Consider the following 15,044-nt stretch of genomic DNA (forward strand, 5'->3'; position numbering starts at 1 on the left):
TTCGCCCATGCTACTTTGGTGTCTTGCAACCCATTGGCAAGGCACGCGGAATCTGCAATGGTAATATCGTTGCACGGAATCCCTTCAACAACCAGCCACCCAGCCACGGGATGCGCATATGACTGTCCGACGTCTCAAAGCGGTCCTTCTCGCCCTGACCCTGACGGCGCCACCGGTAGCGGCTGACATTACCCTGTCGCCATTCGCCGGTTTTCGCATGAGCAGTTCGGTGGATATCGAGACCGCCGGGGCCAGCACGGCGGACCAAATCGACTTCCGGGATTCCGTCAGCCAGGGACTCGTCATCAATTTCGACCTGCCGGAGCCGGGCAAACAGGGGGAACTCTACTTTGGCCGACAAACCACCTCGGCCCGGCTGGACAGCGGTTTCTTTGACCCCGGCATCGACTCAATCGACCTGACGATTTATCAGCTCCAGTTCGGTGGGCTGTATTTCCCGAGCGGCCAAAACCACGGCGGGTTTGTCTCCGGCGTGCTGGGCGTTACCCGTCTCGAGCCGGACGATTCCGGATATGAGACCCACCACCGCGCCGCCCTGTCCCTTGGCGGCGGATACCAGTTCTTCCTGACCGAGCAACTGCGCCTGCGGCTGGACCTTCGCGGGATTTACACCGCCCTGAACTCCGGCGGTTCGGCGTTCTGCTCAGGCGGGTGCGAGCTCAGGTTCGAGAGCAGTGGCTACGTGCAGATTGAAGCTGGCGCGGGGCTGGCCATTCGCTTCTGACGGCGGCCCACGCCATCGCAGGCCGTTGAATGGGCGCCAACCACATCATCTGTTCAGCCCTTCACCACCCTGCTACTATCGCGGCCACATTTCTGACGCATTGGATCTAACGGAATCGACACAATGGACTTTTTCCAGGCCCTATTCCTCGGCCTTCTTCAGGGGCTGACCGAATTCCTGCCCATTTCCAGCTCCGCCCACCTGATTCTGACCCCGGCTTTCTTTGGCTGGACCGATCAGGGCGTGGGTTTTGATCTGTCGGTTCACCTGGGCACCCTCCTGGCCGTGGTGCTCTACTTCCGGCGGGAGGTTTTCGGCATTGCCCGGGACGGCCTGCTCTCCATGGCCCAGCGCAGGCTGGTGGGTGAAGGGGCGCTGGCCCTGTATCTGGTGATCGGCACCATCCCGGCGGGCCTGGCGGGATTAGCACTGCTCGACCTGATCGATAATGAGCTGCGGGCTGTGGGAGTGATCTTTGCCACCACCCTGGTGTTCGGTGTGTTGCTCGGTATCGCCGACTGGCTCCCGAAACGCCAGCGAACGCTCGATCAACTCCGCTGGAAAGATGCCGTTGTGGTCGGCATCGCCCAGGCCATGGCCCTGGTGCCCGGCACTTCCCGGTCCGGCGTCACCATCACCGCCGGTCTGTTCCTGGGCATGACCCGGGAGACCGCCTCGCGGTTTTCTTTCCTGCTGGCCATTCCGATCATCGTACTGGCCTCAGCCGTAAAGCTGCTGGAGGTCGCCACCTCCGACATTCTGGTTGACTGGAGCGGCTTTCTGATCGGCGGTATCACGTCCTTTATCATGGCGATCACCGCCATCCACTTCTTCCTGAAATGGCTGAACACCGTGGGCATGTGGCCATACGTGGTCTATCGGATTGTCCTGGCGGGGGTGATCTACGCCGTTCTGATGTAAACCGTCAAACATGGGGGGGAAGCAGGCATCGGGCAAGGCTTCCCAAAACCCGCTCAAGCACGTCCATGTGGCGCTTGAGCTCCGCCATCCATGGCTCCGCACAGTTTTGGGAAGCCTTACCCGACCCCTGCCCAATCTACGATGCAAACCGCCCGCGAAGACTAGCACGCCTCCAACGGCGCATACGCCAGCACCAGCCACTTGGCGCCGTCGTCGAAATTCACCTGCACACGGGTGTGGTGCCCGGTTCCCTCGGAATTCATCACGATGCCCTCACCAAATTTAGGATGGCGTACCCGCTGCCCGAGACTGAACCCGGACTGCTGGGCGGAATCCTGGCTGAACAGGCTCTCGTTCGGGCGCTCGACCATGGCGGGTCGGGTCACCGTGTTGCGTAATCGCACTTCCTGCAGGCAGTCGCCGGGAATCTCCCGGACAAACCGGGACAGGGCGTTGAATTTCTCCTGGCCGTACAAACGGCGGGATTCCGCGTAAGTGAGCACCAGCTTCTTCATCGCCCGGGTGATGCCGACATAGGCCAGCCGGCGCTCCTCTTCCATCCGCCCGGGTTCCTCCAGCGACATGCCGTGGGGGAACAGTCCTTCCTCCACGCCGGCCAGGAACACCAGCGGAAACTCCAGTCCCTTGGCAGAGTGCAGAGTCATCAGCTGAACGCTGTCCTCGTGGGCCTCGGCCTGGGACTCGCCCGCATCCAAGGCCGCCTGGGCGATGAACTCCGCCAACGGATCGACGCCGTCCTCCACCTCAAAGTCGGACAGCGCGTTCACCAGTTCCTCCAGGTTTTCCACCCGGGCCTGGCCTTTTTCGCCCTTCTCGCTGGCGTGGTAGTCCTTCAGTCCGCTGTCGTCGATGGTCTGCTTCATCAACCCATGAAGCGTGGCGTCGCCGACCATACCCGACAGGCCTTCGATGATGGCAATGAACGATTGCAGTCCGGTCTTGGCCCGGCCTTTCACCTGGCCCGCCTCCAGCAACCGCTCCGCCGATTCCCAGAGCGAGATGCTCTGTTCCGTGGCGTACTCCCGCAATTCCGCCAGGCTCTTGGCGCCGATGCCCCGGGGTGGCACGTTTACCACCCGCTCGAACGCGGCATCGTCCCGGCGATACTGCACCAGCCTCAGATAGGCCAGGGCGTTGCGGATTTCCTGGCGGTCGTAGAACCGCAGGCCGCCGTACACCCGATAGGGAATGCCCTGGCGCATCAGCGCTTCTTCCAGGACCCGGGACTGGGCATTGGAACGGTAGAGAATCGCCGACTCGCTGCGCAGGTTGCCATCCTGAACCCAGGCCGAGATGCTGTCGGCGATGTAGTTGGCCTCGTCCTGTTCGTTGAACGCGGCGTACAGGCTGATGGGTTCGCCATCCGGCCCGTCGGTCCAGAGCTCCTTGCCCAGACGGCCCTGGTTGTTGGCAATGACGGCGTTGGCCGCCTTCAGGATCATCTGGGTCGAGCGGTAATTCTGCTCCAGCCGCACGAGACGGGCATTGGGGAAGTCCCGCTGGTACTGCTGGATGTTCTCGATCTTGGCGCCGCGCCAGCCGTAGATGGACTGGTCGTCATCCCCCACCACTGTCAGGGGAACACGGTTGCTGGCCAGCACCTGCAGCCAGGCGTACTGGATCGTGTTGGTATCCTGAAACTCGTCGACCAGAATGTGCTGGAAGCGCTTCTGGTAATGGGCCAGCAGCTCGGGCCGGTGCAGCCAGAGTTCGTGGGAACGCAGCAGCAACTCGCCGAAATCCACCAGCCCACCCTGCTGGCACAGCTTCTCGTACTGGCGATAGATCTTCAGCATGATCGAGGTGAAATGGTCACCCGGGTTTTCCTGGATGTGGTCGGCCCGAAGTCCCTCGTCTTTCTGACTGTTGATGAACCACTGGGCCTGTTTGGGCGGCCACTTGCTCTCATCAATCTGATTTTCCCGCATCACCCGCTTGATCAGCCGAAGCTGGTCGTCGCTGTCGAGCACCTGGAAATTCTCCGGCAGGCCGGCGTCCTGCCAGTGCGCCCTCAACAGGCGGTGGGCAATGCCGTGAAAGGTGCCGAACCAGAGCCCGCGGGCCGGAATGTTCATCATCTGCTCGATGCGGTAACGCATCTCCTTGGCGGCCTTGTTGGTGAAGGTTACCGCCAGGATGCCCGTAGGTGGTACCCGGTCGACCGTCATCAACCACGCTATCCGATGCACCAGAACCCGCGTCTTGCCACTGCCGGCACCCGCCAGCACCAGCAGGTGATCGTTCTGGGCGGTAACGGCCTCGCGCTGGGCATCGTTGAGAGGATCGATAATGTGGGAGACATCCATAGGGAATCGTTCGCTACTGGTTAAATAAACAGGAGTGGAAGTATAACAGGAGAAAAAAGGGATTTCCGCGCGGAGAGATTCTCTAAAGCCACCAGGAAAAGTCAGAAAGAGCGCGGGGGAAGCGCCCCTTCAGGACTGTGTGTGGCCAGGGATGGCCACACCCAAGCGCACATGGATGTGCTCGTAGCGTGTCCTGAAGGGGCGCTTCCCCCGTGCGACACCCCCACCGGATGAGGGCTATCGGGTTTCCGTTTTTCTGTCAGAAGCCTCTAGGCACTGTCTGAGCTTCAACGAATTCAAACAGACCTTCCAGACCACCCTCGCGGCCGATGCCGGAGGCTTTCATGCCGCCGAACGGCGCTTCCGGCGTGGGCCCGGTGCCGGTGTTCCAGCCGCAATGGCCGAATCGCAAGCCAGCGGCAACACGCTGGGCCCGCTCGGCATCGCCGGTAAAGACGTAGGATGCCAGACCGAATTCGGTGTCGTTCCCGGCATCGATGACTTCCTCTTCGGTGCGGAACAGCGCCATGGGCACGAGGGGGCCAAAGGTTTCCTCGCGATAACAGCACATATCACGGTTAACACCGGTTACCACCGTTGGCGGGAAGAACAGGTCATCGCCCAACTCCTCCGGTTTTTTGCCTGCCACCAGGCTCGCGCCTTTCTCAAGCGCATCCTCTACGTGGCGTTTAACCTTGTCGTAGCCGGCCTGGTTGATCAGCGGACCCAGGTCAACGTCACCGTTGATACCGTCACCCACGGTCATTTTGTTCACTCGTTCGGCAAGCTTTTCACCAAAGGCATCGGCCACTTTTTCATGGACAAAGATGCGGTTGGCGCACACGCAGGTCTGGCCACCGCCCCGGAACTTGTTGGCGATGAGGTTATCCGCCGCTGCGTCCAGGTCAGCATCGTCAAAGACGATAAAGGGTGCGTTGCCGCCCAGCTCCAGGGCCAACTTCTTGACCTGTTCGGCGGTGTCGAGGATCAACTTGCGGCCCACTTCGGTGGACCCGGTAAAACTCAGCATGGGTACATCCGGGCTCTCGCACAGAACCTTGCCGATCACGCTGGCCTTACCCATCACCAGGTTGACCATGCCGTCGGGCAGGTCCGTGTGCTTGTCCATCAGGCTGAACAGGGCAATCATGGTCAGCGGCGTTTCACTGGCCGGTTTGATCACCGACGGACAGCCGGCAGCCAGCGCGGCCGACAGCTTCTTGGCGATCATGCCGATCGGAAAGTTCCACGGCGTAATAAGGCCAGCGACCCCGATCGGCCGGTAATGAACGGTCCAGGTGCAGTCCTTCGGTTTTTCCGGAATCGTGTGCGCGTCCAACGCCTGGATGTGCTTGGAGCAATAGTCAAAGAAACCGGCAGCGTAATCGACCTCGCCCTGGGCCTCATGCAGCGGCTTGCCATGTTCCATGCAAAGGATCCGGCCGACCTCCTCCTTGTTGGCCTTGAGCGCGTCCCGGATATCTTCCAGCCACTTCCTGCGGGTCTCAATGGAGTAGGGACTGGTGAGTCGAAGCGCCGACTTGCCCGCAGCAACCGCGGCCTTTACCTCGTCCTCGGTCATTGAGGCTGCCTGGGCGATCACCTTGCCCGTTGCCGGGTTGTAGACGTCGAAGGTGTGTCCCTGCGCATTGTCAGTCCAGCGACCGCCGATGTAGCCCGTCATCTTTTCCAGCAGTGGTGACTCGATCATCACGGCTCCTCTATCTGTCAGTGTCGGTATGCCCCGGTGGGGCACAGTTGCGTCGGTTAAATATGTCTTCCATAGTGGATGCTGATTCACTGGCTGTAAAGTCGACAGCCAGGCTTTTGATCACCCTCCGACTGTGCCTATACTCGGAGAATCGGAAACCACGGAGGTCGGATAATGAAAGCGTTTTTCCACCCTGCTCAGGATCAGCATCTTCCAAAGACCTACTTCACCCGCGGACAGATGCGGCAGCCGCAGGAAGTCCCGGATCGTACCGGTCAGATGCTCGAAGGCCTGAAGGAAATGGGCATACCGGTTCTGCAGCCTTCCGACCAGGGTGCGGCCGCCATTGCCAAGGTCCATGACCTGGGCTACCTCCGTTTTCTGGAATCGGCGCACCGGCGCTGGGTGAAAATGGATGACTGGGGCGACGAGGTGATTTCAAACATTTTCGTGCGATCCCCCAACCACCTGACCGGCATCCTGGCCGAGGCGGCTCGCTACCAGGCCGATGGCAGCTGCCCGATCGGCGAGAACACCTGGCACGCGGCCTACTGGTCTGCACAGACCGCCCTGGGCGCCGCGGATGTCCTGATCGCCGGCGACCGCATTTCCTACGCCGTGTGCCGGCCGCCTGGCCATCACGCCCGGCGGGATGCCGCCGGCGGTTTCTGTTACCTGAATAACGCGGCCATTGCCGCCGAGCACATGAAAAGCCGGTTCCCGCGCATCGCCATCCTCGATACCGACATGCACCACGGACAGGGCATCCAGGAGATTTTCTACGATCGCAGCGACGTGCTGTACGTCTCGATCCACGGGGATCCGACCAATTTCTACCCGGTGGTAACTGGTTTCGAGAATGAGCGGGGCGAAGGCGAAGGCTTCGGCTACAACATCAACCTGCCCATGCCGCACGGGGCCTCGGAAGACGATTTCTTCGAGAAACTGGATGAGTCCCTGGCGGCCATCAAGCTGTACCAGCCGGATGCGCTGATCCTCGCACTGGGCTTCGACATCTACAAGAACGACCCGCAGGCCAAGGTCTCGGTCACCTCGGAGGGGTTCTGCCGGCTGAGTTCCCACATCCGTCAGCTCGGACTGCCGACACTGGTGGTACAGGAAGGTGGCTACGACCTGGACGCCCTCAGCGAGAACGTCCAGCAGTTTTTCAAGGGCCTGGCCGGCTGACCCATCAGGACGCCGGCGCGTACACCTTGATGTTGTCGTGCCCTTCCGCCTTTAGGTGACCGGCGTGCATCCGGCTCATTGACCCACGATCGCAATACAGCAGGTACTGCCGGTCCGCCGGCAGCTCCGCGATCTGCTGGTTCAGCTCGTAGAACGGGATCTGGACGACTTCATTGTTGGTCAGCATCAGCGGTGACTGTTCGCCCTCACTGGGGTGGCGAACATCAATGATCACATCGTCCACGCCCGGCGTCTGGACCAATTCCACGTCCTCGGGAGTCTGGGTGGTTTCCAGCAGGCGGCTGATCGGGGTTTCCTCCCGGGCTTCCACCGCGCCGGCCAGCACCGACGGATCCATTTCCGCCTCATCCGCTTCGACCCGATGCAGTTTTGCCCGCGTGGCCGGTTTCTGGGAAATCACGCCGCAGTATTCCGGCATGGTGCGAGCGTAGGACTCGGTACCAATCTCGCGGGCAATGTTGATGATGGTTTCCTTGTCCATGGAAATCAGCGGGCGCAGAACGACTTCATCACTGGCCCGGTCCACCACATTGAGGTTGCTCAGGGTCTGACTCGACACCTGCGCCACCGCATCGCCAGTAACCAGGCCCACGGCATTGTTCTTCTTTGCAATTTCCGCCGCAGCCTTGAGCATCTGGCGCTTCAGCACCACGCCCCAGTGACGGTGATTGACCGAGCGCATGATTTCAGCGACCACACCGTCAAACGGCACGGAAATGAACTTGGCGTTGTGGGATGCGCCGTAACGATTCCACAGGTAATGCACCACCTGGCGAACGCCAACCTCGTGCGCGGTTCCTCCAAGATTGAAAAACAGGAAATGGTTCCTAAGCCCGCGACGCATCATCAGGTACGCCGCCACCGAGGAATCGTACCCGCCGGAAATCAGCGTCATCACGTTCTCGACACTGCCCAACGGGTAACCGCCCAGCCCGCGATGCTTGCGGTGGGCAATGTGGAACTGGTCGTCCCGAACCTCGATCCGCACTTCCACGTCGGGCGCCTTCAGGTCCACACCGGTCGCGCTCGAGGCCTGCATCAGGGCGGCGCCCACGGTGCGCTCAAGATCAATGGACCGGAAGTCATGTTCACCATGACGACGGGCGCGGACGGCGAAGGTTTTTCCCGCCAGTCGGTCGGCGAAGGCGTCCACGGCTTTTGCCGCAACATCGTCGAGGCCGGCGAACGGAAACACGCCAATCTCCTGAATGGTGGAGATGCCCGGGATCCGCAGCAACTCCTCGACAACAGCCCCAGAGAGACCACGGCCTTCCGGAACGGCCACATCCACCCGATCCCAACTGCCCTCCACGACAATGTCGTGATCCAGCCTGGCCAGCAGCTTGCGAATGTTCTGCCGCAGATGACGCATCTGCTGGCGGCGGACGGGTTTGCTCTTGATGGCGACTTCAGGAGCCGGACGAATAAGTAGTTTCATAATCGGAGTATTGTCGAGTGGCGTATAACGCAGAAAGCACTTAGTCTACCTTTTTGGGACCATGCCTCAAAATCAGGCATTGCCGAAACACCGGCCGGAAGGTGTCTCCGGGCCCTCGTAGCCGGAACCATTCAGGAGTTTTATCGTTCATGCAAGAACCCACCATCAATGCCCTCGTGTCACCGGAGGGCAGTCTCGAGATCCTCTCCAACCATGAGGTGAGCCGCCTCAAGGACCGAAGCCAGGGCGGCCTGTACCGGCTCTTTCGCCAGTGCGCGCTCGCGGTCCTGAACACGGGTGTCGAGACCGACGACTGTAAAACGCTGATGGAATCCCACGCCGATTTCGATGTCCGGCTGGTGCCCCAACCCCGGGGTCTTAAACTGGAACTGATCAACGCACCCGCCCACGCGTTCGTGGACGGAGAGATGCTGCGCGGTATCCGCGAGCACCTGTTTTCCGTGCTGAGGGATATCATCTACTCCCACTCCATCCCCCAGAGTGCCGCCGGCTTCCGCCGCGACGACCCGGAAGATCTCACCAACCTGGTGTTCCACGTACTGCGCAATGCCCGGGTCCTTGAGCCCGGACGGCAACCGGACCTGGTGGTGTGCTGGGGGGGCCATTCCATCAGCCAGGACGAGTACCAGTACAGTAAGGAAGTCGGGCACCAGCTGGGCTTGCGCTCCCTGAGCATCATCACCGGCTGTGGCCCCGGCGCCATGAAAGGCCCGATGAAAGGCGCGACCATCGCCCACGCCAAGCAACGGGTGAAGAACGGACGCTACATTGGCATTACCGAACCCGGCATCATCGGTGCCGAGGCACCGAATCCGATCGTCAACGAACTGGTCATCATGCCGGATATCGAAAAGCGGCTGGAAGCCTTTATTCGCTGCGGCCACGGCGTCATCGTGTTTCCCGGCGGCGTCGGTACCGCAGAGGAAATCCTCTACCTGCTGGGCATTCTGCTGCACCCGGACAACGCCGATCTGCCCTTCCCCGTGGTCTTCACCGGGGAAAAGGAAAACGCGGAGTATTTCGAGATGATCGACAAGTTCATCCGGAATGCCCTGGGCGACGAAGCCGCCAGCAAGTACGAAATCATCATCGACGACCCTGCCCGTGTGGCACAGACCATGAAAAAGGGCATGAAAGAGGTGGAAACGTTCCGGCGCGCGATGCAGGACGCCTACTACTTCAACTGGATGCTAAAGATTGACCCGGTGTTCCAGCTGCCGTTCCACCCGAACCACGACAACATGCGGGCGCTCGAACTGCATCGGGACCAGCCGGTACATCTTATCGCCGCCAATCTGCGGAAAGCGTTCAGCGGGATTGTTGCCGGAAACGTGAAGGAAGATGGTATTCGTCAGGTGCAAGCCAAGGGCCCGTTCGAGATCGCCGGGGACCCGACGTTGATCAAACCCCTGGAAGCAATGCTGGCCCAGTTCGTGGCCCAGAACCGGATGAAACTGCCCGGCTCATCGGCCTACCGGCCCAGTTACCGAATTGTCAGCGGGGCGGCCTGAGCCGCCTCACTGATAGCCCGGAGACCTTACTTGCCGCCGTCAGCCGGGAGGCTGGCGAAATAGGCGGCCAGGTTGGCGATATCGGTATCGCTCAGCGCGGCGGCCTGACCCTGCATGATGGCCGCCTGGCCACCAGTGCGTTGCTTGTTTTTGTAGGCCTTGATCGCGGAGACCAGGTACTGCTCGTTCTGACCGGCCAGATTCGGGTAAGTCGGAATCTGGGCCAGACCATTCTGGCCGTGGCAGGCCGCGCAGACCGCAGCCTTCGCCTTGCCGGCTTCGGCGTCGGCGGCAGCCGCAATGGCCGGGACGGCCGTGCTGAGCGCAAAAATTCCCGCAATGGCGTAGTGTTTCAATGTCATTGTCTTTACCCTCTCATCATCGTTTTTAGCGTTTGCCTACCGGCAGTCGGTACCGGACTGTAAACTGTCTGACTTTATATACCACAGAGCCTGTTATCGCCAAATGCGATAAATCAATCGCTTTGTTCGACGTTGGTCCTCTTTTCACCTGGCCGGTTTGACTTGAGAGTACGGTGAGCGACGTGGCCCAGATTATTTTTGAAGACCGGAGATTCCCTCAATGTCCATAGAGGTTCAGGAAATTGAATGCCTGGAAGGCCACATCGGCCTGCTTACCCTGAATGCCCCCGCCAGCCTCAACGCTCTTTCGGAGCCCATGATCAACGAACTACAGACCACCCTGGACCGCTGGGCCGAGGATGACCGCATCTGTGCGGTTGTGCTCCAGGGCAAGGGCGAACGGGCGTTCTGCGCCGGCGGGAACATTCGTAATCTTTACAGCGCCATCAAGGAAGGTGGCGAACACGACATTGCCACCCGTTTCTTTACTCGCGAGTACCGGCTGGACTACAGCCTGCACCGGTTTCCCAAGCCCATCGTCGGCATTGCCCACGGCGTGGTGATGGGCGGCGGACTGGGGCTGCTGGCGGCTTGCCGTTACCGACTGGCAACACCCAATGTGATGGTGGCCATGCCGGAAATCTCCATCGGACTGTTTCCGGATGTGGGCGCCAGCTGGTTCCTGAACCGTTTGCCCGGACGCATCGGCCTGTTCATGGGGTTGACCGGGGCCCGGCTGAACATCACCGACACCATCCGCATTGGCCTCGCCGATATGGTGTTGCTGGAGGAAGACCGGGAGTCCCTGCTTGGGGAGCTCCAGAACCAGCGATGGACCGGCGAACCGGCGGCGGACGACAACCGCCTGTTCCGGCTGCTCAACCAGATGCACGCCCCGGATTACCGCTCACTTGAACACAGCAACCTCGAACGGCACGAACAGGACATCGCCCGACTCAGTGCCGGTGATGAATTACCGGAGATCGTCGATCAACTGCTTTCGGCCGAGATCGACAGCGAGTGGTGGAATGCCTGCATGAGCAACCTCAGGGGTGGCTGCCCGGTGTCGGCGTGGCTGATCTGGACCCAACTGCAGAAGGCGCAGCAGATGTCGCTCAAGGACGTGTTTCGCATGGAACTGGCCATGGCGATGGAATGCACCCGCCGACCGGACCTGCCGGAGGGCATCCGGGCGAGGCTGGTGGAAAAGGACCAGAGACCAACCTGGTCATTCGCCAGTGTGGCCGACGTTCCGCCGGACGTGGTCCAGGCCCATTTCCAGCCGGAATGGGACGATGAAACCGATCCCATGCAGCTTGGCTGAGCCCTACAGCTCCGCGCCAGCCTGGACCAGCAGCATCTCAAGATCGCGGTTGTTGCTGGCCCGGGCCACGTCCAACGCGGTGCGGCCATCGGCGCTGCGATAATTCACATCCGCGCCCCCGGCCAGCAGCATTTCCGCCGTCAACAGATCACCACTGTCGACAATCTTCATCAATAATGACTCGCCACCCTGGCTGACGTTCACGTTGGCGCCGGCAGCCAGCAACACTTTGACGACCGACAGGTGCCCCTGCTCGGCAGCCCGGATGACCGGCGTATAGCCATTGGCATCCCGGGCGTTCACCCGTGCCCCCGCCGACAACAGTAACTGGACCAGACGGCGACTGCCTTGGGCCGACGCTACCATCAGCGGTGTTTCACCATCGGCGGTGGCCAGGTCCGGCGACGCCCCCTCCGACAACAGGTACCAGGCGACTCGGTCCCGGCCCGCGGCCACCGCGGCCATCAGCGGCGAGCCCTTTTCGGTCAGGGTGTTGAGCGATGCCCCCGCCTCGGACAAGGCCATCACCCGATCCAGGTCCCCCTGTTCTGCGGCTTCTATCATGGGCGTGGCAGCGCCGGTAGCGGTCTCCAGTTCCAGGTTCGTCGGTTCGGAGCGCGAGGCGCATCCGGACACCCAGGACAGGAGCAACAACAGGATAAACACTGGATAACGGGGGGAGCCGGTTCCCTTGGCCATAGCAGACGATCTCGGTCGGATAATGTGTGACCTATTCTGGGCAGCACCGAAGGAGAATTAAATCGAGCGAGTCACAACTCTGGCCCCTTTTGCAGGAGTTCACGAATCATCGCCCGTAACCGTTCCTCACCGTCGCGCTGACCGAGACACAGCCCATCCGCCTGCAGGGTCGGCCAGTTCCGCTGCTGCAGCACCGCGGCTGTCCACAGCGCGGCATCACCCTGAGCCTGCAACCAGGCCGCGACTCCGCTTACCCTGCTAGTTTTTCGCAGCACCGGGAGACTGAGCAGGAACCCCCGATGGCCATGACCAAAGCTGCGAAGATCCCGGCGATCGTGGTCATTCAGGCGCTCGTTTGCCGGCAGGTCGTCATCCAGGGCAGCCAGCAAGCCGGGTTCCAGCGCCGGCCAGGCCAGTGGCAACAGCGCCAGCCAGTGTTCCGCCTGACGGGCGCGGAGCTGGCCAACCAGGCGCGCCCCCGCCTCGCTGAGGCCGCTCATCATCTGCACCGGGTATTCGCCGCTGGTGGCCTCCTGGTTCAGGCCCAGTCTCACCAGCCGCAGGCCACAGGCGCGCCAGAATGCCAGCAACGCCGGACTGCCGCCGAAACTGGTGCCGACCGTGTCCAGCCCCTCCTCGCGGGCCGCCTCACTGGCCGCGGCCACCAGCCGACGGCCAACACCACACCGCCTGGCCGCGTCGGGCACGGCAATGCGGACCACGCGCAAACACCCCTGGGACGCGGCTTCCGGGAAACCGCTGTGGCTGGCCAGTGACTGTGGCAGCAGATGGCCCCGGATTCGGCGTTGCCCCATGGTCACCTGCTCGGCCAGCTCCGGCGCCAGGCCACCTTCCACCGCGCCCCAGAGAATGCCAACGGTGACGTTACCCACCCTCGCCCGCCAGCTCCGGGCCGACGGAGCATCCATCCACTGCCTGAGATCTCCGGGCGTGGTGCGGTAATGCGCGTCCACCAGCAGGCCAAAGGCGTCCGATAATTGCCGATCGTCTGCGTTACGGGGAACAAACGGTTCAATGATCACGTCATCGGGGCTGACGCTCACAGACACGGAGGCCCGGTTATCCGCCGCCAGAAGATACAGACGCGACACCAGCGGTTCCAGGGGATCACTGACCGACCAACGGACCGGCGCCGTCAGGGTCATTAACTGCCAGTGCGGCGTCTCCCGGTTCAGGATCTGCCGGAAACGGATCGCAAAGCCCCGGCCAGCCCCCTCGTAGCCATGAATGGTGGACGAGAACACCACCCGGGGCCACCCCAGCAGCACCTGCTTGAGCAGTGGAGCCGGGATCGCCGCGGCCTCGTCCACCAACACCACTTCGGACTCTGGCTTTTCCGCCAACAGTTCCCGGATCGTGACGAACCTGAGGCAGGCGCCCGCCCGGGTCTGCAGGCAGGCGTCGGAGGCGGCCAGAAGGTCCTCCCCCAGGGCTTCCCGGGCATGACGAAACAGGGTATCCACGTTGTCGCGGGATGGCGCCGACACCAGAATCTGTCGCCGCCCCCGTTGCAGCAGAGCGGCCGCCGCCAATCCCAGCGCCGCGGACTTGCCACGACCGCGATCCGCTGTGATGACCATGGGCCGACGCCGACGCCCCAGACCAAACTGGACCAACCGTTCGATCAGATCCTGCTGATCCGAGGTGGCGCCGACAGTGAACCCGTTGTCCGGTTCGGCAAGAAGCGGCAGTGGCGTGGACGATGGATCAGCGGTGTCGATGCGGATGACCGATTGATCCGCGGCAAGGATGCTCGCCATTCGGGCGGCAAAGGGGTGCTCTGCCAGCGTCTCCAGTCCCGTCCGCGCGTAGTCCGGATCGTCAAAACCGGACCATTGGTCCAGCGACGGCATTAGCCAGAACAGCAGGCCGCCGGCCTGCAGGGTGCCTGACAGGGCGGCCAGGCCATCCGGCGGATTCCCGTGCCAGCCATCCCAGACCAGCACCGACAACTCGCGGCCCAACCACTGCCGGGCGTGCCGGGGCGCCAGTGGGAGCAGCTTGTCACTCGGATTGTCTGCCTCCGGGCCGGTCCAGACACCCGGCTCCTGAGTCAATCCCGGCAACAACGCCTTGAGCCAATCCAGGGCCCTGGAACGCTCACCCAGAAGCAGTACCAGCCGCCGTTCCCCCCGCTGCTGGAGACGGCGCTGGAGCTGCCGCCAGGCGTCAAAATCATTGGCCGGGGACGGGGCCGGTTGCATTAACTGAGGTCCACGGAATGGCGCTTGAGGTCGTTCAGGTCACACATCTCCAGCGTGGCCTGATGGGTTGCCCGCAGGCGAACCCGGGGGGCCGCGTCTGCCTCCAGGGCTTCCTGCCAGCGCGCCGCGCACAGGCACCAGCTGTCGCCGGCCCTCAATCCGGGGAAGCCGAAATCCGGGCGGGGGGTACTGAGGTCGTTGCCGCGGCGCTTCGAGAATTCAAGGAACTCGTCGGTGACCACTGCACAGACCGTGTGAAATCCCAGGTCATCGGGACCGGTGTTGCAGCAACCATCGCGGTAGAACCCGGTTTTCGGGTCGGTGCCGCAGGTTTCCAGTTGCTCGCCAAGTACGTTTACGGGTTCGGATATCTGCATGGATTCGTCCTCAAACTCCGGAACTGAGCAGCCTTTGGGTTGGGCTTTCCAAAACTGTGCGGAGCCATGGATGGCGGAGCTCAAGCGCCACATGGACGTGCTTGAGCGGGTTTTGGAGAGCCCAACCCAAAGGCTGCGGCCAACCCAGGAGTCGTCGTATGACTTTTATCGATT

Annotated in this window: 12 protein-coding genes; 5 read left to right on the forward strand and 7 right to left on the reverse strand. The window is 61.9% G+C overall.

Annotation, left to right across the window (positions count from 1 at the left end):
* Nucleotides 1-118: 118 nt before the first annotated feature.
* Nucleotides 119-745: a porin family protein gene (locus KXD86_RS09765; protein WP_218635832.1), complete on the forward strand. Its 627-nt coding sequence runs from the start codon at nt 119-121 to the stop codon at nt 743-745.
* A 123-nt stretch (nt 746-868) separates the two neighbouring features.
* Complete coding sequence (locus tag KXD86_RS09770) at nt 869-1,666, forward strand: undecaprenyl-diphosphate phosphatase (RefSeq protein WP_218635833.1); 798 nt, start codon at nt 869-871, stop codon at nt 1,664-1,666.
* Between the two features lie 161 nt (nt 1,667-1,827).
* Here the strand turns inward: KXD86_RS09770 and uvrD are convergent, their stop codons facing one another.
* Nucleotides 1,828-3,993 carry a DNA helicase II gene (uvrD, locus tag KXD86_RS09775; RefSeq protein ID WP_218635834.1) on the reverse strand — a complete coding sequence of 722 codons (2,166 nt, stop codon included), beginning with the start codon at nt 3,991-3,993 and terminating at the stop codon, nt 1,828-1,830.
* A 259-nt stretch (nt 3,994-4,252) separates the two neighbouring features.
* Nucleotides 4,253-5,704, reverse strand: a complete 1,452-nt coding sequence (locus KXD86_RS09780; protein ID WP_218635835.1) for an NAD-dependent succinate-semialdehyde dehydrogenase — start codon at nt 5,702-5,704, stop codon at nt 4,253-4,255.
* 174 nt (nt 5,705-5,878) lie between these two features.
* Between KXD86_RS09780 and KXD86_RS09785 the strand changes: the two genes are divergently transcribed.
* Nucleotides 5,879-6,892 (forward strand): histone deacetylase family protein, encoded by a 1,014-nt coding sequence (locus KXD86_RS09785; RefSeq protein ID WP_218635836.1) that lies wholly within the window; start codon nt 5,879-5,881, stop codon nt 6,890-6,892.
* A 4-nt stretch (nt 6,893-6,896) separates the two neighbouring features.
* On the opposite strand, the gene thiI is transcribed toward KXD86_RS09785, so the two are convergent.
* On the reverse strand, nt 6,897-8,351 hold the full coding sequence (gene thiI / locus KXD86_RS09790; protein WP_218635837.1) for a tRNA uracil 4-sulfurtransferase ThiI: 1,455 nt from the start codon (nt 8,349-8,351) through the stop codon (nt 6,897-6,899).
* A gap of 149 nt (nt 8,352-8,500) precedes the next feature.
* Between thiI and ppnN the strand changes: the two genes are divergently transcribed.
* Nucleotides 8,501-9,883, forward strand: coding sequence for a nucleotide 5'-monophosphate nucleosidase PpnN (ppnN, locus tag KXD86_RS09795; protein ID WP_218635838.1), 1,383 nt, complete (start codon nt 8,501-8,503; stop codon nt 9,881-9,883).
* A 26-nt stretch (nt 9,884-9,909) separates the two neighbouring features.
* Here the strand turns inward: ppnN and KXD86_RS09800 are convergent, their stop codons facing one another.
* The gene (locus KXD86_RS09800; RefSeq protein WP_218635839.1) at nt 9,910-10,245 is read right to left on the reverse strand and encodes a c-type cytochrome; all 336 of its coding nucleotides are present in this window, start codon (nt 10,243-10,245) and stop codon (nt 9,910-9,912) included.
* A gap of 220 nt (nt 10,246-10,465) precedes the next feature.
* Here KXD86_RS09800 and KXD86_RS09805 point away from each other — a divergent pair, with 220 nt between their 5' ends.
* The gene (locus KXD86_RS09805) at nt 10,466-11,569 is read left to right on the forward strand and encodes an enoyl-CoA hydratase/isomerase family protein (protein WP_218635840.1); all 1,104 of its coding nucleotides are present in this window, start codon (nt 10,466-10,468) and stop codon (nt 11,567-11,569) included.
* A gap of 3 nt (nt 11,570-11,572) precedes the next feature.
* Here KXD86_RS09805 and KXD86_RS09810 read toward each other — a convergent pair whose 3' ends face one another.
* From KXD86_RS09810 to KXD86_RS09820, 3 genes are all read right to left on the reverse strand, one after another.
* On the reverse strand, nt 11,573-12,268 hold the full coding sequence (locus KXD86_RS09810) for an ankyrin repeat domain-containing protein (RefSeq protein ID WP_218635841.1): 696 nt from the start codon (nt 12,266-12,268) through the stop codon (nt 11,573-11,575).
* A 71-nt stretch (nt 12,269-12,339) separates the two neighbouring features.
* Nucleotides 12,340-14,493: a tRNA(Met) cytidine acetyltransferase TmcA gene (locus tag KXD86_RS09815; RefSeq protein ID WP_218635842.1), complete on the reverse strand. Its 2,154-nt coding sequence runs from the start codon at nt 14,491-14,493 to the stop codon at nt 12,340-12,342.
* Nucleotides 14,493-14,870 carry a DUF2237 family protein gene (locus KXD86_RS09820; protein ID WP_218635843.1) on the reverse strand — a complete coding sequence of 126 codons (378 nt, stop codon included), beginning with the start codon at nt 14,868-14,870 and terminating at the stop codon, nt 14,493-14,495. Before KXD86_RS09820 ends, KXD86_RS09815 begins: the two co-directional genes overlap by 1 nt.
* Nucleotides 14,871-15,044: the final 174 nt, after the last annotated feature.

This window comes from Marinobacter arenosus, from assembly GCF_019264345.1.
In the GTDB taxonomy this organism is placed as follows: Bacteria; Pseudomonadota; Gammaproteobacteria; order Pseudomonadales; family Oleiphilaceae; genus Marinobacter; species Marinobacter arenosus.

Excerpts from the sequence above, each read along its gene's own strand:
- ppnN (WP_218635838.1), top strand. The coding sequence starts at position 8,501 with ATGCAAGAACCCACCATCAATGCCCTCGTGTCACCGGAGGGCAGTCTC.
- KXD86_RS09805 (WP_218635840.1), top strand. The coding sequence starts at position 10,466 with ATGTCCATAGAGGTTCAGGAAATTGAATGCCTGGAAGGCCACATCGGC.
- KXD86_RS09765 (WP_218635832.1), top strand. The coding sequence starts at position 119 with ATGACTGTCCGACGTCTCAAAGCGGTCCTTCTCGCCCTGACCCTGACG.
- KXD86_RS09820 (WP_218635843.1), bottom strand. The coding sequence starts at position 14,870 with ATGCAGATATCCGAACCCGTAAACGTACTTGGCGAGCAACTGGAAACC.
- KXD86_RS09810 (WP_218635841.1), bottom strand. The coding sequence starts at position 12,268 with ATGGCCAAGGGAACCGGCTCCCCCCGTTATCCAGTGTTTATCCTGTTG.
- KXD86_RS09785 (WP_218635836.1), top strand. The coding sequence starts at position 5,879 with ATGAAAGCGTTTTTCCACCCTGCTCAGGATCAGCATCTTCCAAAGACC.
- KXD86_RS09770 (WP_218635833.1), top strand. The coding sequence starts at position 869 with ATGGACTTTTTCCAGGCCCTATTCCTCGGCCTTCTTCAGGGGCTGACC.
- KXD86_RS09815 (WP_218635842.1), bottom strand. The coding sequence starts at position 14,493 with ATGCAACCGGCCCCGTCCCCGGCCAATGATTTTGACGCCTGGCGGCAG.
- KXD86_RS09780 (WP_218635835.1), bottom strand. The coding sequence starts at position 5,704 with ATGATCGAGTCACCACTGCTGGAAAAGATGACGGGCTACATCGGCGGT.
- uvrD (WP_218635834.1), bottom strand. The coding sequence starts at position 3,993 with ATGGATGTCTCCCACATTATCGATCCTCTCAACGATGCCCAGCGCGAG.
- KXD86_RS09800 (WP_218635839.1), bottom strand. The coding sequence starts at position 10,245 with ATGACATTGAAACACTACGCCATTGCGGGAATTTTTGCGCTCAGCACG.
- thiI (WP_218635837.1), bottom strand. The coding sequence starts at position 8,351 with ATGAAACTACTTATTCGTCCGGCTCCTGAAGTCGCCATCAAGAGCAAA.